Source organism: Peribacillus sp. NPDC097197, from assembly GCF_050278025.1.
Taxonomy (GTDB): Bacteria; Bacillota; Bacilli; order Bacillales; family DSM-1321; genus Peribacillus.
Map to the genome: position 1 here is coordinate 420,305 of NZ_JBNNST010000001.1, position 17,369 is coordinate 437,673.

Annotated in this window: 21 protein-coding genes; 13 read left to right on the forward strand and 8 right to left on the reverse strand. The window is 42.5% G+C overall.

What is annotated here, in order from left to right:
* Positions 1-36: 36 nt before the first annotated feature.
* Positions 37-534, reverse strand: a complete 498-nt coding sequence (locus tag ACQKL6_RS01985; RefSeq protein WP_402870991.1) for a phosphatidylglycerophosphatase A family protein — start codon at positions 532-534, stop codon at positions 37-39.
* 150 nt (positions 535-684) lie between these two features.
* Here ACQKL6_RS01985 and yutH point away from each other — a divergent pair, with 150 nt between their 5' ends.
* From yutH to thrB, 5 genes are all read left to right on the forward strand, one after another.
* Positions 685-1,686: a spore coat putative kinase YutH gene (yutH, locus tag ACQKL6_RS01990; RefSeq protein ID WP_402990005.1), complete on the forward strand. Its 1,002-nt coding sequence runs from the start codon at positions 685-687 to the stop codon at positions 1,684-1,686.
* Positions 1,687-1,805: 119 nt separating this feature from the next.
* Positions 1,806-2,723 carry an SH3 domain-containing protein gene (locus tag ACQKL6_RS01995; protein WP_427650441.1) on the forward strand — a complete coding sequence of 306 codons (918 nt, stop codon included), beginning with the start codon at positions 1,806-1,808 and terminating at the stop codon, positions 2,721-2,723.
* Between the two features lie 177 nt (positions 2,724-2,900).
* Positions 2,901-4,199: a homoserine dehydrogenase gene (locus ACQKL6_RS02000; protein ID WP_402871000.1), complete on the forward strand. Its 1,299-nt coding sequence runs from the start codon at positions 2,901-2,903 to the stop codon at positions 4,197-4,199.
* Positions 4,196-5,257: a threonine synthase gene (gene thrC / locus ACQKL6_RS02005; protein ID WP_402871001.1), complete on the forward strand. Its 1,062-nt coding sequence runs from the start codon at positions 4,196-4,198 to the stop codon at positions 5,255-5,257. Before ACQKL6_RS02000 ends, thrC begins: the two co-directional genes overlap by 4 nt.
* Positions 5,254-6,198 carry a homoserine kinase gene (gene thrB / locus ACQKL6_RS02010; RefSeq protein WP_427650443.1) on the forward strand — a complete coding sequence of 315 codons (945 nt, stop codon included), beginning with the start codon at positions 5,254-5,256 and terminating at the stop codon, positions 6,196-6,198. The genes thrC and thrB overlap by 4 nt, the downstream gene beginning before the upstream one ends.
* Before the next feature lie 169 nt (positions 6,199-6,367).
* Here the strand turns inward: thrB and ACQKL6_RS02015 are convergent, their stop codons facing one another.
* Positions 6,368-6,604 carry a NifU family protein gene (locus tag ACQKL6_RS02015; protein WP_402871006.1) on the reverse strand — a complete coding sequence of 79 codons (237 nt, stop codon included), beginning with the start codon at positions 6,602-6,604 and terminating at the stop codon, positions 6,368-6,370.
* 154 nt (positions 6,605-6,758) lie between these two features.
* Between ACQKL6_RS02015 and ACQKL6_RS02020 the strand changes: the two genes are divergently transcribed.
* A complete protein-coding gene (locus ACQKL6_RS02020) occupies positions 6,759-7,085 on the forward strand; it encodes a YuzD family protein (RefSeq protein ID WP_402954337.1) in 327 nt (108 codons plus the stop codon).
* Between the two features lie 73 nt (positions 7,086-7,158).
* Here the strand turns inward: ACQKL6_RS02020 and ACQKL6_RS02025 are convergent, their stop codons facing one another.
* A complete protein-coding gene (locus tag ACQKL6_RS02025) occupies positions 7,159-8,226 on the reverse strand; it encodes an NAD(P)/FAD-dependent oxidoreductase (RefSeq protein ID WP_402871012.1) in 1,068 nt (355 codons plus the stop codon).
* A gap of 303 nt (positions 8,227-8,529) precedes the next feature.
* On the opposite strand from ACQKL6_RS02025, the gene ACQKL6_RS02030 reads away from it, so the two are divergent.
* Positions 8,530-8,766 carry a YuzB family protein gene (locus ACQKL6_RS02030; RefSeq protein ID WP_402871015.1) on the forward strand — a complete coding sequence of 79 codons (237 nt, stop codon included), beginning with the start codon at positions 8,530-8,532 and terminating at the stop codon, positions 8,764-8,766.
* Between the two features lie 70 nt (positions 8,767-8,836).
* On the opposite strand, the gene ACQKL6_RS02035 is transcribed toward ACQKL6_RS02030, so the two are convergent.
* Positions 8,837-9,562 (reverse strand): DUF2225 domain-containing protein, encoded by a 726-nt coding sequence (locus tag ACQKL6_RS02035; protein WP_402954334.1) that lies wholly within the window; start codon positions 9,560-9,562, stop codon positions 8,837-8,839.
* Between the two features lie 203 nt (positions 9,563-9,765).
* Here ACQKL6_RS02035 and ACQKL6_RS02040 point away from each other — a divergent pair, with 203 nt between their 5' ends.
* Both ACQKL6_RS02040 and ACQKL6_RS02045 read left to right on the forward strand, forming a co-directional pair.
* Positions 9,766-10,128: a HesB/IscA family protein gene (locus tag ACQKL6_RS02040; RefSeq protein ID WP_402871018.1), complete on the forward strand. Its 363-nt coding sequence runs from the start codon at positions 9,766-9,768 to the stop codon at positions 10,126-10,128.
* A gap of 383 nt (positions 10,129-10,511) precedes the next feature.
* Positions 10,512-10,646 carry a hypothetical protein gene (locus tag ACQKL6_RS02045; protein WP_427650501.1) on the forward strand — a complete coding sequence of 45 codons (135 nt, stop codon included), beginning with the start codon at positions 10,512-10,514 and terminating at the stop codon, positions 10,644-10,646.
* A gap of 96 nt (positions 10,647-10,742) precedes the next feature.
* Here the strand turns inward: ACQKL6_RS02045 and ACQKL6_RS02050 are convergent, their stop codons facing one another.
* Positions 10,743-11,384 (reverse strand): SDR family oxidoreductase, encoded by a 642-nt coding sequence (locus tag ACQKL6_RS02050; RefSeq protein ID WP_402954331.1) that lies wholly within the window; start codon positions 11,382-11,384, stop codon positions 10,743-10,745.
* 179 nt (positions 11,385-11,563) lie between these two features.
* Positions 11,564-12,556 carry an NAD(P)/FAD-dependent oxidoreductase gene (locus ACQKL6_RS02055; RefSeq protein WP_402871026.1) on the reverse strand — a complete coding sequence of 331 codons (993 nt, stop codon included), beginning with the start codon at positions 12,554-12,556 and terminating at the stop codon, positions 11,564-11,566.
* A gap of 379 nt (positions 12,557-12,935) precedes the next feature.
* Between ACQKL6_RS02055 and ACQKL6_RS02060 the strand changes: the two genes are divergently transcribed.
* The 4 genes from ACQKL6_RS02060 (at position 12,936) to ACQKL6_RS02075 (ending at position 16,005) form a co-directional block, all read left to right on the forward strand.
* Positions 12,936-14,153: an NAD(P)/FAD-dependent oxidoreductase gene (locus ACQKL6_RS02060; protein ID WP_402871029.1), complete on the forward strand. Its 1,218-nt coding sequence runs from the start codon at positions 12,936-12,938 to the stop codon at positions 14,151-14,153.
* 118 nt (positions 14,154-14,271) lie between these two features.
* Complete coding sequence (locus ACQKL6_RS02065) at positions 14,272-14,751, forward strand: NUDIX domain-containing protein (protein ID WP_427650445.1); 480 nt, start codon at positions 14,272-14,274, stop codon at positions 14,749-14,751.
* A gap of 103 nt (positions 14,752-14,854) precedes the next feature.
* Positions 14,855-15,172, forward strand: a complete 318-nt coding sequence (locus ACQKL6_RS02070) for a YuiB family protein (protein WP_402871034.1) — start codon at positions 14,855-14,857, stop codon at positions 15,170-15,172.
* 137 nt (positions 15,173-15,309) lie between these two features.
* Positions 15,310-16,005, forward strand: a complete 696-nt coding sequence (locus tag ACQKL6_RS02075; protein WP_402871035.1) for a 3D domain-containing protein — start codon at positions 15,310-15,312, stop codon at positions 16,003-16,005.
* 55 nt (positions 16,006-16,060) lie between these two features.
* Here ACQKL6_RS02075 and ACQKL6_RS02080 read toward each other — a convergent pair whose 3' ends face one another.
* Positions 16,061-16,855: a cobalamin-binding protein gene (locus tag ACQKL6_RS02080; protein ID WP_427591394.1), complete on the reverse strand. Its 795-nt coding sequence runs from the start codon at positions 16,853-16,855 to the stop codon at positions 16,061-16,063.
* A gap of 11 nt (positions 16,856-16,866) precedes the next feature.
* Positions 16,867-17,349, reverse strand: a complete 483-nt coding sequence (locus ACQKL6_RS02085; RefSeq protein ID WP_402871041.1) for a divergent PAP2 family protein — start codon at positions 17,347-17,349, stop codon at positions 16,867-16,869.
* Between the last annotated feature and the right edge of the window lie 20 nt (positions 17,350-17,369).

Consider the following 17,369-nt stretch of genomic DNA (forward strand, 5'->3'; position numbering starts at 1 on the left):
TTTTAACCTACGTGCTCCCCGCTTTCCATTATGGCGTCATTCCACGTTTTCGACCCTATGTGCGAGCCGGCTGGATGCAGCAGCGGCTATGGCACCGACGATATCATCCAAGAAGGTATGGACCTTGCCGGTGCTTTTATCGTTTAAATATTTTAGAATACCCGGTTTTTGCTTGTCGATAAATCCATAATTGGTGAAGCCAATCGACCCGTATACATTGACTATGGATAAAGCCAATATTTCATCCACGCCATATAGTCCTTCGTCGATCTCAATGATGCTTTGAAGGGGTTCTTCAAGCAGTTTTTTTTCGGCTAACATATCCAGTTGGATGCCGGTAAGGATCGCATTCTGCACTTCGCGTTTCGAAATGACCCGTTCAACATTGTGGAGGCAGTCTGCCATTTGCAAGTCTTCATGGTAGCTTGATTGTAGATACATGACCAGCTCTGCGATATCCTCCACTTTCACTCCTCGTTCACCAAGCCATTTTCGCGCTGTTTGTTCAGACATTGATTGTTTTATATTAGTCATTTCATCATCCAATCTCCATATTTATAGGAAAAATTTTTCATGCGTGAATTTTCGGTATCGATAGTTATTCAGAAAAGAGCGTATTCCTCATATATATAAGTATATGATGCCCAATTTGTTTGTATCCATTTGAAAAGGGAGGAAAACGCTATGATAGAAGAAATCATTTTTAATAATTACGGAATCGAGGTGGAGCGGGAGGAAGCCAATAGCCGGTTTCCTAGCTTTCGTTCCGGGCCTTTCATTTACAGCATCGTTCCATTAGAAGACAGGGAACAAGAGGAATTGGCAGAGCGCCATAGAATGGCTGAGCACATGATTGCCCTAGGAGATCGTCATGTTTCAGCGTTCGTCCTTGCCAATCACGGCAGTTTTGTTTCGGAAGCTGAGGACCAATTATTTATCCTCCTTGCCAATGAGGACTTGGAAGGGCCGAAAAATTTCAATCCGGGACGTCACATAGCAAGGTTCCACCAACGTGGAAGAGCCATAACGGAGACGATTCGATCCTGTTCACGGATTGGCCAATGGAAAGAACTTTGGGAGCAAAGAATCGATCAGCTGGAGAACATTTGGAGGGACAAATTAAAAGCCCATCCGGATAACCCATTCGAAAAAATGTTTGTAGAAACCTTTCCCTATTATATGGTACTAGGTGAGAATGCGATTCAATATTTAGTCGACACGGAAATCGATGATACACCACAACCTATAGACAGCGGTACAGTGTGTTATGAGCGGTTTTTAAATGATACCTGGAAGAACAATAAGTGGATGAAGAATCCGTTTGATTGGGTATTTGACCATGGGACACGGGATGCCGCGGAATGGGTGAGGGAGCATTATTTTCAAAATGTGCATACGCATCAACGGGGCATCACCACCTTTTTTCGTGAATATCAAGGCATTGAACCATTCTCCAGTTTCTCGGCACGCTTACTGTATTCAAGAATGCTGTTTCCCATTCATTACTTTGAGGCAGTTGAAGAGTATTTCTCAAAAGTATCAGAAGCAAGATCGAATGAATTGGAAGATAAGCTGTCCTCCATCACGAATACATCGGAGAAGTATGAGACGTTTCTCAAGCAGTTTTACGATTTGGCCGAAATTCCAGTTAACCATTTTAACCTTCCGAAGATTGATTGGATTTAAAAAAAACTGGAAGAAATATGATACCACCTCATTTACTATGTTATGATAATAATATGATTTTTTAGAATAGTTCGATAAGTGGTTTCGAAACTTGTTCAAGTGGAGAAAGGATGCATGCAATGAAACGTACAATGCTGGCTTTATTGATTGTCCTATTCGTTTTTCCAGCTGCGGTTTCTGCCAAGACAACAATCAAAACCAGCTGTGATGCGACGCAGTTCAAAATTGTACTTAAAACGACAACGGATTTGAAAGAGTCGGCATCGAAGGACAGTAAAACAGTAGAGACATATCGGAAAAATAAAGAGTTATCGGTTATTGGGAAGACGGGTAATTGGTATAAGGTTTGCCATTCCAACCATACTGGTTATATTGCCATGAAAAATGCCAGGGAAGTATTTAGCTCAGGCGAGAAGACCATCCTCAAGAAATTGGATAAGCGGAAAGATATCAGCCAACTCGTAGCCGCCACAGGCAAAACCATGGGTGGGATGAAGGTGACAATCCGAACCTATGAGAAGAAGAAGGGTGAATGGCGGCGAGCCTTAGGCGATATGAAGGGCGTTACCGGGAAGAATGGATTCACGAAGAATAAGAAAGAGGGCGACGGGAAAGCACCTGTCGGGATGTATTCTTTCGGAACGGCCTTTGGAAGCACATCCAAGCCAGATAAAGTGAAGATGGATTACCGGAAAACAACCAAGTATGATTATTGGATCGATGATCCGGCGTCCAAGGACTATAACAAGTGGGTCACGTATAAAGGAAAGAATCCGTATGAGAAATGGAAATCTTTCGAAAGGATGAACCATGAACTTTATAAATATGGAGCCGTCATCAATTATAATAGGAATCCGATCATCAAGGGAAAGGGCAGTGCAATCTTCCTTCATATATGGAGAGGGGAAAACAAGCCAACAGCGGGTTGTACAGCTACTTCCGAGAAGAATGTCCTTAGCTTGCTGAAGTGGATGGATCCCGAGAAGAATCCGCACATAATCATGGGGACGTATGATTCGTTGAACTCTGTGAAATAAATACGAGGTTCGCCCTTAAACGTCGGTTTTTCCTGTCATACCTAGCAAGGACTTCGAAAAAGAATTGAAAACTGTATATTCTAACTATTGATAATTGAACGAATAAAACATATAATGTCTACTATGCAAATACAAATGTTTTCTTGGGGAAAACAGATACTTTAAGGGGGAACCAAAATGAAAGCCATCTCGATCGGATTATTGGGGCTGGGCACTGTCGGGTCCGGAGTCGTACAAATCATTGAGAGACATCAAGACAAGCTCATGCACCAAGTAGGTTGCTCAATCACCATTAAGAAGATACTGGTCAAAGATACGTCAAAGGAACGACTCGTATCGGTGGATAACAGTATGCTAACTTCCAATCCGGAGGATATTCTTTCAAACCCTGAAATCGATTTAGTTATTGAAGTGATGGGCGGAATTGAAGAAACGCGTGAATACTTAATCAAAGCCTTGAAAAATAAAAAAAATATCGTAACGGCCAATAAGGACCTGATGGCCCTGTATGGTCCGGAACTTTTGGAGTTAGCCACGGAAAACCAATGTGATTTATTCTATGAAGCAAGCGTGGCCGGGGGCATCCCGATATTGCGCGGTTTAGTTGATGGGCTATCTTCGGACCGGATCACAAAAATGATGGGAATCGTTAATGGAACGACAAATTTCATCCTAACGAAGATGAGCAAAGAAGGAAGGGCTTATGAAGACGTGCTGAAAGAAGCTCAGGAACTGGGTTTTGCCGAGTCCGATCCGACCGCGGATGTAGGTGGACTGGATGCCGCACGGAAAATGGCCATCCTATCGACTCTCGGTTTTTCCATGAATATCGGCTTGCATGATGTCGAAGTGCAGGGAATCACAGAAATAACCGAAGAGGATCTGAGATACAGCCAAAAGCTTGGCTATACCATGAAGCTGATTGGCGTAGCGACTAGAACGGGGGATAGGGTCGAAGTTAGCGTGCAGCCGACTTTGCTTCCGGAGGAACATCCACTAGCTTCTGTAAACAATGAGTATAATGCAGTGTACGTTTATGGTGAAGCAGTGGGGGAAACGATGTTTTACGGCCCTGGGGCAGGTAGCCTGCCAACAGCAACGGCTGTCGTTTCGGATATGGTAACGGTCATCAAGAATATGAGATTGGGCGTGAACGGGAGAAGTGCCGTTTCTCCTCAATACCCGAAACAATTAAAAGATCATACGGAGATTCTGGCTAAGTTCTTCATTCGACTCCATGTACAGGATGAAGTGGGTGTCCTAGCTAGGATCACGAATTTATTCGCGGAGCATGGGGTCGGTTTCGATAAGATCCTACAATTGCCGCTGGATGAAAAAGAGTCCTCGGAAATTGTATTGGTTACCCATAAAGCCCCAATGGCGGCTTTCGATCAAATTAAATACGAATTGAATGATTACAATATGGTAAAAGAAGTGAAAAGCACATACCGTGTAGAAGGAGAGGACAACAAATGAGTTGGCAAGGACTAATTAGCGAATATAGAGAATTTTTACCTGTAAATGAAGATACACCGGCATTATCCCTTTTAGAAGGAAATACACCTTTGATTAAATTGGACCGTTTATCAGAAGAGTGGGGAATTGAGCTCCATGTAAAATACGAAGGAGCCAATCCAACGGGATCATTTAAGGACCGTGGAATGGTCATGGCCGTTGCCAAAGCGATCGAGGCTGGAAGTGATACGATCATCTGTGCATCCACGGGGAATACATCAGCTGCGGCTGCTGCTTATGCGGCGCGTGCCAATATCCGTTGCATTGTTGTCATTCCAGAAGGAAAGATTGCCATGGGTAAATTGGCTCAAGCGGTTATGTATGGAGCAGAGATCATTTCGATTGAAGGCAATTTCGACCAAGCTTTAAAGATCGTCCGGTCCCTTAGCGAACATTCACCTATCACTCTAGTAAACTCAGTTAACCCATATCGGATTGAAGGCCAGAAGACGGCTGCGTTCGAAATTTGTGATGCGCTTGGATCTGCGCCTGATATTTTGGCATTGCCAGTCGGGAATGCGGGGAATATCACCGCGTACTGGAAAGGGTTTAAGGAGTACAATGAAGGAAAACAGACAGGGCTACCTGAAATGAGAGGGTTCGAAGCCGAAGGGGCAGCAGCGATTGTCCGTGATGCGGTCATTGAAAACCCTGAAACGATCGCAACCGCGATACGAATTGGTAATCCTGCCAGCTGGAAGTTTGCTGTGGAAGCGGCAAGCGAATCAAATGGTAAAATTGATGAGGTAACGGATGAGGAAATCCTTGAAGCCTATCACTTCCTGGCTAAAAAGGAAGGCGTATTTGCTGAACCGGCATCATGTGCTTCCATTGCCGGCGTGTATAAACAATTAAAAAGCGGCGAAATCAAAAAAGGAAGCAAAGTTGTGGCTGTCCTTACTGGAAATGGATTGAAGGATCCGAACGTGGCTGTCGATACAAGCACGATTCATCCGACATTACTACCAATGGATGAAAAAATCATTTTAGAACATTTACAAGGTGTGAACCAGGCATGAGTGCGGAATCGGAGATGTTTTTGATCCGTGTGCCAGCAAGTACGGCTAATCTTGGGCCCGGGTTCGATTCAATCGGTCTTGCCCTTGGATTGTACTTGGAGATACACGGATCCCTATCGAATCATTGGGAAGTCATTCCGCTTTCTGAGGAAATGTCCGTTTTCCCGAAAGATGACACGAATTACATCATTCAAATCGCAAAGAAAACGGCGGCATATTATGGGAAAGACCTGTCACCGTGCCGGATTTCCGTTTCTAGTGAAATCCCGCTTGCCAGGGGACTTGGAAGCAGTGCTTCAGCCATCGTAGCCGGGATTGAATTAGCGAATCTAGTCGCTAAACTGAACTTATCCGCTGAGGAAAAAAACAGACATGCCTCTACTTTTGAGGGACACCCGGACAATGCAGGGGCATCTGTTCATGGTGGTTTGGTCGTCGGTATGCATACGGATGAAAAAACGGATGTTCTTTCATTTCCGATAGAAGGGGTAAATGTCATTGCCGTGATTCCTAACTTTGAATTGCTTACAGAGGATTCAAGGAATGTCCTTCCCGAAACACTTCCGTATAAAGAAGCAATAAGCGGAAGTGCGGCAGCTAATGTGCTACTTGCGGGAATCTTGACGAATAACTGGAATCTTGTCGGTCAAATGATGCAGAACGATCGGTTTCACCAACCCTTTCGCGCTGGCTTAGTGCCGCATTTAGCGGAAATCGAAGAAATTGTACGTCGGGAAGGCGGCTATGGTGCCTCTCTAAGTGGAGCAGGTCCGACCGTCCTCAGCCTAGTGTCTGGCGAAAAAACAGCACAACTGCTAAGAAGTTTGAAGGAAGCATTTCCTGACTTTCAGGTGAAAGAGCTGAGGGTCGACAATGATGGAAGCCAGACGGCGATCCTATCAGAGGAAGAGAAGAAGGAATGGAGCTTTAATAAATCATAGATGTTCATTGCAACAGTAAAAAAGCTGATTCCCTTTAAGCCGTATCAATCAAGGATTGATAGGACTGATAAAGCGGAGTCAGCTTTATTTCTATAGCAGACTAAATATATTTAGTCTGTATGTGTTGTATCTAATATGGTTGAATGCTCAACCCGTTATTAAAGGCTAATTAGAAAACTTGCTCAACTTCCACTACCCCGGGAACTTCTTCAAGAAGTGCGCGCTCAATCCCAGCTTTTAGAGTAATGGTCGAACTTGGGCAGCTTCCGCATGCTCCTAGTAATCGTAATTTTACAATTCCATCTTCTACGTCAACTAGTTCACAGTCACCGCCATCACGAAGTAGAAACGGACGAAGTTTATCTAGAACATCTTGAACTTGTGTTTCCATTTGTTGGTCAGACATTGCAATCGACTCCTTTCCTAATCATATTATAATGCGAACATAGTAAAAAATCCAACTGTAACTTTGCGGAAATTAAATCTATTCTTTTCGAATCTGTCATTAATAGGGAAAAGATTCCAAAAATCACAGAGAAAATACATGGTGGAGGTAACAGATGATAAAGAAAAAAATTGAAATAGAGGTATATGGGGCGACGCAAATATGTGCGAGTTGTGTTAATCTTCCCTCTTCGAAAGATACATATGAATGGCTTCAAGCCGCATTGACACGAAAGTTTCCAGAGCAACCATTTTCCATTACTTATATTGATATGTTGAATCCGCCTGATGTTGATAGGCAAAAAAACATGGCGGCGAAGATGGTCGAAGAAGATTTATTTTATCCACTTGTCCTCATTGAAGATGAGATTGTGGCCGAAGGGAACGTTCACCTGAAAAAAATTGTGGAATTAATGGAGAACTACGGATATAAAGGGAAATGAAAAAACTGACCCAGGAGGAAGCTTTATAGCAGCTTTTTGAGTCAGTTCAAGAATAGGTTCATGAAATTTTAGATTAACCGTTATGGTATTTATACATCCAAAGTATCCCGGATTTCATTAGGCGTGCCACTCTTCCTGTGATAGGACGGTTAGCGACAAGTCCAAAACCTTGTTTCTTCCCAAGAGAACCTAATGTCCCTTTTAATTTTACGGGAGGGAAACTTTCAGGAAGTGGTTCATTGGCCCATTTTTTCAAGAGAACTTGAACAATCTGTTCGGCTTGAGATTCCGCTAATTGAGCACTCGGTGCATGTGGCAAACTAGCGCAGTCGCCGACTACAAAAATGCTGTCATTGGTAGGAAGGAAATGCTGTGGTGTAAGAACGGCTCTTCCTTGACGGTCTTTTTCGATATCCATGTCACGAATGATCTTGCTTGGTTGTATGCCGGCTGTCCAGACAATAACATCACTATGAACCGCTTCATCCCCATTATAAAGCAGGTTAGGTTCAACTTTAGTGATATTAGAATGATGAACGATTTCGATGGTATGTTTATCAAACCATGATTCGACAAACGTACTTAGTCTTTCTGGGAAAGCAGATAGAATATGTGGTCCACGGTCGAAAAGCTTTACGTTCAAATCAGAACGACTTTCAATTAATTCACTGGCTAACTCGACACCGCTAAGGCCTCCGCCAACGATTGATACGGTTGCACCAGCGCCCAAATTATTCAAAGCTGAATAAGTGCGACGTGATTTATCGATGGTTTGGATGCTATATGTGTGTGTATCAGCACCAGGAATATTGTGATATTTATCTTCACATCCAAGGCCGATAACTAAATCGTCGTAAGCAACGGGCTCTTGGTTCTCGATAATGACTTGTTTGTTCTCCATATCAATGGAAAGTACTTCTCCGTATACGTTCTTTAAGCGAGGGTGTTCTGGAAATGCAACACGGATGTGCTGATCAGGAATAGTACCTGCTGCTAGTGCATAATATTCGGTTTTTAAGCAGTGATAAGGATTGCGGTCGATTAGTGTGATGCTCACGTTTTCAGGAAGCTGATTAGGCAGCAATCTTTGTAACATGCGCATACCACCATACCCACCACCAAGTATGACTAAATTCTTCATATGTTTTTTCCCCTTTGTTTGATCTCTAGAAATAATGTTAAGTATTTCACTTGTGAAAATAAATTATCCTACTATAGGATTCCCCATTTGTATCCTATGGAATTATGTGAATAAATATATGCCTAATTTGTAGAATAATAAAAATATTATATGATTTCTTGTTTACATACCCCGACAAAAGTATAACGAATATAACTGTAAATCACAACCGATATCTTAAAAACGGCGTATTTTTGTGCGTATTTATTGACTGTTAATGTGAAAAGGTTTAGGATAAACTGTTAATGACAGCGAGGTGAAACGATGTATCCAATCATTGAGTTCTGTGTAAGCAATCTGGCCAGTGGGGCACAGGAAGCTTTCGAAAGATTAGAGAAGGATCCTAATTTAGATATTATTGAATATGGTTGCCTAGGATATTGTGGGAAATGTTCCAGTTCTTTATATGCCCTTGTTAATGGCGAAGTAGTTTCTGGGGATACAACGGATGAACTTGTGAAAAATATATATAAATTTATTGATGAATATCAAATGTTTTAATCGACATAAATAAAGGAGGCAGCCGAATAACATGTTGGGCCGCCTCCTTTTTGGTGGAGGATACATTTCCTCAGGCATTTGCCGCGATACCACCCATTTCCGATTCTTCCTTGATTTCATGCCACCGGTCTCTGGCCATTTGGATAATGGACGATTCCCTGGCGTGTTTTTGCCTTTCAAGTACCATGGAAAGAAATTTAATGGCTGCCTGTGTATTTCCGATCCTTTTGGATATATCGCCGGCAAGGTATAAAATCCTGACTTCCGATACTTGCGTGCCGCTGAAGTCCCCTGATGAATAAGATGCTTCATATTCCTGAAGAGCAAGTCGTAGGAACCTATTTTCCTGCTCCTGTTTATTTTGAAATCTATACAGCCAGGCAATCCGTAAATGAATACCGGCCAGGATGATATGTTTCTCCTTTTTCAAGGAACCGCAATAACTGGCCAGTTTATAGGTTTTGATTGCATCTTCAACGGAACGTACATCACTGAAATGATGGGGATTCCATTTAGAACAGATTTTCTCTTCGATGACTTCTTTTGTGGTAGGTGGGAAATATCGTGAGAAATCTTCAGAATAGGAAAAACCGCAGTGTCGACAAACGTGAATATAATAGTAAAGGGCGTTAGCGTCCGGGTTTTCATATATAGGACAAAAATCAGTGTCATAACGGGATACTTTAATAAAGCGTGAACGTATTTTCTTAGTGGTTGATGTTTGTTTACAATGAAGACATTCTATACTTTTATCATATAGAGGCTGTAATTCTTCGATAGAGATTACCTCCTTCATAAAATCTTGTAAGACTAATTACACAGGTAATTATACCCATAAATCACGATTTAATCTAGTTTTTTCATGAAATGTGGGGGGATAATGATCTGGAACATTTAATTTTTTTCAAGCTGGAAAATTGAGCAGGGGAATTTCTTTGGTATATACTATAAGTAAAGAAAGATTCTATCTCACATCTTTAGGAGAGGGAGCGGTTTATAATGAGTGAAGTTGTTCAGATTACGGAAGCAGCTGCTTTTCAGATAAAAGAAATGATGAAGCAAAACGAAGAAGAGGGATCGTTTTTAAGAGTGGCTGTAAAAGGCGGAGGCTGCAGTGGATTATCCTATGGCATGGGGTTGGAACAGGAACCTGGCGAGAAGGATGAGAAGTTGGAGCAATTTGGGATCCATATCCTTGTGGACAAAGAGGATGCCAGCATATTGAATGGAACGGTCATCGATTATAAACAAACGATGATGGGTGGAGGATTTACGATTGAAAATCCTAATGCCATCGCGTCATGCGGTTGTGGATCTTCCTTCAGGACGGCTACCGAAAAAGGTACGCCGGAGAACTGTTAATGGTTGGTTGACGGTCAGTGATCGTTAGCGTTTAGTTAATTCGATATCAACGTTTATATCTGGCGCTTCTTGACGTATGTAACGATACGTTGGGAGGCGTCTTTTTATGTCAGGATAAAAGACTTATCCAATAAACACGTAGAAGCGAGCATTCTAAAATGATAATGAAATGCTTATGTGGATTCGTCGTCTTTTGTCGATTAAAGCATAAAGTCCCTTGCTATGTTAGTATTACGTGTGTGCACGAACCGTATATATGGAAGGTTAGCAGGACACAAATAAAGTAATAAGGTTTACTTCACAAAAATAAGGTATGATATATTTATTGAATAGATTCTCTTTAAAGACAGGAAAAGTAGGTGAACATAGTGGGAAAATATCAATTGGATTACAAAGGCCAGGCAGCTGTGACAAGATATCAGGAAAAGCAGACGACTGCCAAATTTGATAAAAAGCAGCATATTGAAAATCTGCGTGCGGAGTATTTGAAAAAAAAGCAAAAACAAACAGATAAATAATATGAATGAAACCCTAGGAAGACTAAAATCTCCCTAGGGTTTTCTTATGGAAAAAGGGAGACACATTTGAAGTGTCCCCCCTTTTTTTCATCATTCTTATAGGGTTTTCAAGGCTTCCTTGATCGGTTGGTCACCACTATGAATTTCGAACGTTTTATTGAAGGTGTTTTTTTCGGAGATGGCTTGGGCCAATACTTTAGCGACATCCGCTCGTGGTATGGAAGTATCGACATGATTGACTTTTGCATCTGCCTTAATTTTCCCAACCGCTTGGTCATTAGTCAATGCGACGGGACGGACGATGGTATAAGTGAGACCGCTCTCCTTTAAATGTTCATCCGCATCATGCTTGGCTTCGAGATAGTGTTGCATTCCTTCGGGGCCTTGTTGGGGCTGATCGGAACCGACGGAGCTTAACATGACAAAGCGCCCGACGCCTTTTTTCTTAGCGGCATCAATCAGTTTGATTGCTCCGTTCTTATCCACAGCCGTGGTCTTATCAGGTCCTGTCTTCGGACCTGAACCTGCAGCAAATACGATGGCGTCCATGTTATCCACCGCTTTATCCACATTTTCCTCTAAATCAGCGAGGATGGGCTGTCCGCCAAGGTCTTTTATCCCTTGTGCTTGTTCTTCTTTCCGGATCATTCCATATACCGTATCCTGTTGGGTTTTTGATAGTTCTTCGATGATTTTCTTACCAGTCGTTCCATTCGCGCCTGCTATTAAGATATTCATGAATGTAAACTCCTTTCTTTTTCTTCTCTTACATTCATTACCCTTTATCGAAGAGTCCGAAAACATCTAGAACCCATTGTGGATAACTGCTTTCCCGGAAGTTATCCACAAGTTAATAAAACAAATAAAAAAACCAGCTCAATTCAGAGCCGGTTAAAAGTGAAATGAGCGATAGAATGCTAAAACATGGAAGAGCTGTGCATGGGCTGCACTTTTGCTTTTGGGTCAATGTATTGCTTCGCATGATTGACGGCAGTAGGGGCTTCGCCAAAGCCGCTGGCAATTAATTTGACTTTGCCATCGTAGGTTGCGATGTCACCAGCCGCGTAGATTCCGGGGATGTTCGTTTCCATTCTGGAGTTGACTAAGATGTTGTTTTTCTGAATATCGAGCCCCCATTCTTTGATGGGACCAAGAGAGGAGATAAAGCCGTAGTTGACGATGACTGCATCAACATCCAATGTTTCGGTTTCTTCTCCATTCGTATCCTTAAGGACGACTGTTTGAATTCGATCTTCCGTACCAATTAAATCTGCAGGTATGTAAGGGGTTTTAATTTCTACTTTAGAATTTTTTAGATTTTCGACACTATGTTCGTGAGCGCGGAATTTATCCCTTCTATGGACAATGCTCACCTTTTCAGCGATAGGCTCTAACATGAGTGCCCAGTCCACTGCGGAATCGCCGCCTCCGAAGACCACCACTTTTTTCCCTGCAAAACGGTTAAGGTCATCAATGAAATAATGAAGGTTCGTACCCTCATATTGCTTAGCATTCTCGATTTCGATGCGTCGAGGTTGGAAAGCCCCGTTTCCGGCAGTGATTATGATTGTTTTGGAATAATGTACTTCTTTATCCGTGGTTAACATGAAGACGCCATCGGCCTGTTTCTCCACTTCTTGAACGGATTGTTCCAAGACGACGGTTTGTTCGAATTTCGCCATTTGCTCTTTCAAATTATTGACTAATTCCTGAGCCAGCACTTTAGGAAAACCTGCGATATCATAGATGTATTTTTCAGGATAAAGAGCGGATAATTGTCCACCCAATTGTGGGAGGCTTTCAATGATTTTGACTGATGCCTGTCTCATACCACCATAGAATGCGGTAAATAAGCCTACAGGTCCACCACCAATGATGGTAATATCATATACTTTTTCATTTACTTCCAACGCTATCCCTCCGATATACTAGGTTTGTTGAAATTCTTTCTTCATTTTAACATAGTTGAAGTTAAAGAAGATGGATAAATTTTTTGAAAAATGAGAAAGTTCGTGCGAGTAATCAGGCATACTAATCATCAAAATGAAAAGTTACGGTATCAAGTAGACGGATTTTCCATTAATCAAGGGGAAATCGGTTTCCTTGAAAAATGAGAGAGAATGGAATAATATTCAATTATATGGAATTTTTTGGTTCATTCGTGAACTTTAATTAGTGAAAGGCATCACATATGAATAGGATTGCCTTCTTTAATGGAAATTAAGGATATCGCATAGAAATTGAGATGGAAAGCGGGATAAAGAAAAAACTGTAAAGGTGGAAGATTACTTGAAAAAACCAACTATCGTTATTTTGGGAGCAGGTTATGGCGGTTTGATGACCGTAACCCGATTACAAAAAGCATTGGGACAAAATGAAGCGGAAATCATCTTAGTGAATAAAAATGATTATCATTATGAAACAACCTGGTTGCATGAGGCGTCTGCCGGAACCCTTCATCATGATCGTGTGCGCTATCCCATCAAGAATGTCATCAACAAAAGTAAAGTGAGGTTCGTTCAAGACTCCGTTTTAGAAATCAAGACCGAACAGAAAAAAGTCATTCTAGAAAATGGCGAAGTTTCGTATGACATCTTAGTGGTCGGGCTTGGCCCAGAATCAGAAACATTCGGCATTCCAGGATTAAAGGAATATGCCTTCTCCATTTCCAATTTAAACTCGGCCCGGAAAATACGGGATCATATCCAATTGCAATTTGCCACATATAGCTCGGAAATGGAAAAAGACGAAAATCGCTTGACCATCGTAGTCGGTGGAGCTGGGTTTACGGGCATTGAATTCCTTGGGGAGTTAGCCAATCGTGTTCCTGTGCTGTGTAAGGAATATGATATTGACCCTCAGAAAGTCCGCATGTACTGTGTAGAAGCTGCACCAGCGGTACTTCCTGGTTTCGATCCCGAATTAGTGGATTATGCCGTTTCATATCTTCAAAAAAAAGGAGTGGAATTCAAGATTGGCACGCCCATAAAGGGAGCTACCCCTGAAGGAATCATCGTGGCAATTGGTGAAGAGGAAACCGAGGAGATCAAGGCAGGGACCGTTGTGTGGGCAGCTGGAGTTCGTGGGAATTCCGTCATTGAAGCTTCGGGATTCGATGCAATGCGTGGTCGCATAAAAGTGAACCTCGATATGCGGGCACCAGGTCATGATGATATCTTCATCGTGGGTGACTGTTCATTGATCATCAATGAAGAAATAAACCGGCCATATCCCCCTACCGCACAGATTGCCATGCAGCAAGGAGAAGTCATTGCGAAGAACATTACCAAGTTGGTCCGCAACCAAACCGACCTAGATACCTTTACGTTCGAAAACAAAGGGACGGTATGTTCACTTGGTGAGCATGATGCAATCGGGGTTGTTTTTGGTAAGAAAGTGACGGGGAAAACGGCCTCGTTCATGAAGAAAATGGTGGATAACAGAGCGTTATTATTGATAGGCGGCCCTTATTTGGTTGCGAAAAAGGGTAAATTCAACATCCTGTAATTTCATAATAAAAGGTATGAGCCATTCAAGAAATTTCCGGGATGGCTTTTTTCTATTGTGTATGACTGAAAAAAAAGGTTTATAATACAAATATTGAGAGAAATGAGGAGTGAAATGATTGGAACGTTGCAAAAATGTCTGGTTGGCTGTATCGGGTCTCGTGATTTCCGATAAAGGCGAATGGCTTGTCGTTAATAAACGGTATGGAGGATTGGAAGGTCAATGGTCCCTCCCTGCCGGCTTCGTTCGAAATGATGAAACGGTGGATGAGGCAGTCATTAGAGAAGTGCTGGAGGAGACGGGGATTCATACGGAAATTGAAGGGATGGTAGGCGTCAGGAGTGGAGTCATCAAAGGGGAAATAAGTGATAATATGTTGGTGTTTTTACTTAAGCCGCTTAGTTTTGATGTATCGGCTCAAATGGACGAGCTATATGAAGCTAAGGTCTATGATCCGGAAGCCCTCATTGCGGAAGGCAAGCAGTCTGTGTTATTGAATCATCTTTTATCCTTTAAAAAAGAAAGAATGCAGACGATGCTCGACGGAGTCAATCCAGGGAATCATTTCGGATATACCTCTTATAAATTATTTATGTAAGACAATGATGCATCACAAGGGATTAATTGGTATTATGTCGTTGACGAACCAATTATGTATTCTGTAAACTAAAAGTGGTTCTTTTAAGGAGGTCTAGAAGATTATGCCATTACCGGTATTGGTCATCTCAATACTTTTATTCTTTGTATTGTTTTTCGGGATAGGCTTTTTACTTAACATGCTTTTTCGATCATCATGGATCATGGTCGTCCTTTTTCCTATCGTATTCCTTGTCATAGTGAATAAAGCCAAGTTGATTGAATATTTCAGACAACCCAGTGACACGTTTTCCGAACTTGGGACGAGCCTAGCATCCTTGCATGCGGCGGATCTGATGATTTTATCAAGTGGATTAATTGGTGCAATAGGGGCTGGAATCACGATTAAGATATTGAGGAATAAGGGGTACCAAATGTTTTAAATAGGTAGGGCTGCCATTTAGTGGTGGTCCTTTTTTCTGTTTTTCTAGTGATATGTAGTCATTTTTGGGTCTATATGAATACTTTTCCTCATGTTAGGGAACAAATATCCTTGTGAGAGGAGTGGAATGACATACATATGAAAATCATACGGACATTATTTTTGCGGGTTGCCATCATCCTATTGTTTTTCTTGGCTATTGAATCAACCGTTCATCATGTTTTTGGAGCCGAGCCCGAAGTCCATCCTTTGGAAGAAACGATTAGGAAAAATACGGTATTCGAGCTGGAATACAAAGCCTTTCATCGTGGGCACCATAAAGCGACCTTTATAGCATCGTCCACGAAAAAAAGTGGGGGACCGCCAACGATAGAAGAGGCTATAGAGCTTTCGAAGTATCCAAAACATAAGGTGTTGGCAACGGGATATACAGCAGGCTATGAATCCACCGGTAAATATCCGGATAGCCCGTCTTATGGCATTACCTATTCTGGGGTGAAGGTGAAGCGGGATATGTTTTCGACCATTGCTGCTGATCTATCCGTGTTTCCGCTAGGTACCATCCTTTGGATCCCTGATTATGGTTTTGGGGTGGTAGCCGATAAGGGTGGGGCGATTAAAGGGAACCACCTTGACCTGTATTACGACACTGTGCAAGATGTGTATGAGAAGTGGGGAAAGAAAACCCTGGAGGTCTATCTTGTACAAAAAGGAAACGGGCGTTTTTCAGAGGAACAGTTATATGAGTTGAATGAAATGAAAGTGAGGCAGGTCTTCAAACATACGATCGCCGAAAAAGCGGTCCATACAAGCATGTCTTCCTTTGTGTTTTAAATACATGAATGCTCGCAAAAAAGCCGACTCAATGTAGAGCCGGCTTTTTTGCCGTTCAATCTGTAGGGATGTGGAGGTAGGCTTCGGGATGAAGCGTCCTAGCCAGTTTGGATAGTCCATCCAGCAATCTGGGGGACGGCCGGCAGAATAAGGGTTCTTCCATGATATGAATCGCATGGTTTTGGACGGCTTTCATTTCGGACCAGCCCTTCCGTTTCTTGATTAATTCAGGGTTGACCTTATGTAACGGGACGCCGACCCATGCTAAACAAATGTGGTCCGGGTCCTTTTCTAGGACTTCTTCCGATGGCACTTGAATGCTTGCCATGTGTACTTCTTCAAAGAGGTTATACCCTCCAGCCAGACGGCTGATTTCCGTTAACCAATTGACCCCGCCAGGTGAGAAAAGGGGATTGGGCCACCATTCCCAGTAGAGGGAAGGGGGATGGTCGATGCTGTCCGCTACCATCTTATATTGCCGGATGGTGGAACGGAATTTGTCCGCCTGCAACGCGGCCTTTTCCTGTACCTGAACGGCTTCCCCAAGGGTCAGTAAATCCTGGGCGATATCTTCAAGCGATTGCGGATTAAAGATGATATAAGGAATCTGTCGTTTTTTGAGTGCCTCGATGTTTTTTTCCATACCAGGTACGCTGAGGGAAGCAAGAACCAAATCAGGTTTTAATGATTCCACGAGATCGATGTTAATGGACAGATCCGGACCGACTTTAGGCAGATGCTGTATGGAGTCGGGCCAATCCGAATAGTCATCGATGGCAATCAACTGGTCTTCGATTCCGAGATATGTACAGAGTTCGGTATTACTTGGGCAAAGAGAGATTAATTTCATTTATAAGTCACCTACCCTTGAAAGATTAAAAAGTGAAGAACAAGTGCGATGAATACTCCAGTCAATGCTCCGAAAAAGACTTCAATCGGTTTATGGCCCAATAATTCCTTCAATTGCTGTTGCTTCTGCTTCTCCTCTTTCTTCTGCCAATTCTTCGCTTGTTCGACAAATAAATTGAAATCTGTGACAAGCTGATTCAGGACGGCAGCCTGTTCCCCTGCCTGCCTCCTAACACCCGTTGCATCAAACATCGTAATGATGGCAAAAAGTGTCGCAACGGCAAAGATGGGTGAGTCCATGCCCGTTTCAATCCCCACTGCTACGGTAAGTGCAGTCACGGCGGCCGAATGTGAACTTGGCATACCGCCCGTAGAGTTGATCAACGACCAATCCCATTTACGAAAGGCGATGAAATGAATCGGGACTTTAATGAATTGGGCAAAGAAGATGGCGATTAAAGCGGCAATTAAAGGGAAGTTTAAAAAAAATTCCAAAGGTTTCAGCCTTCTTTCCA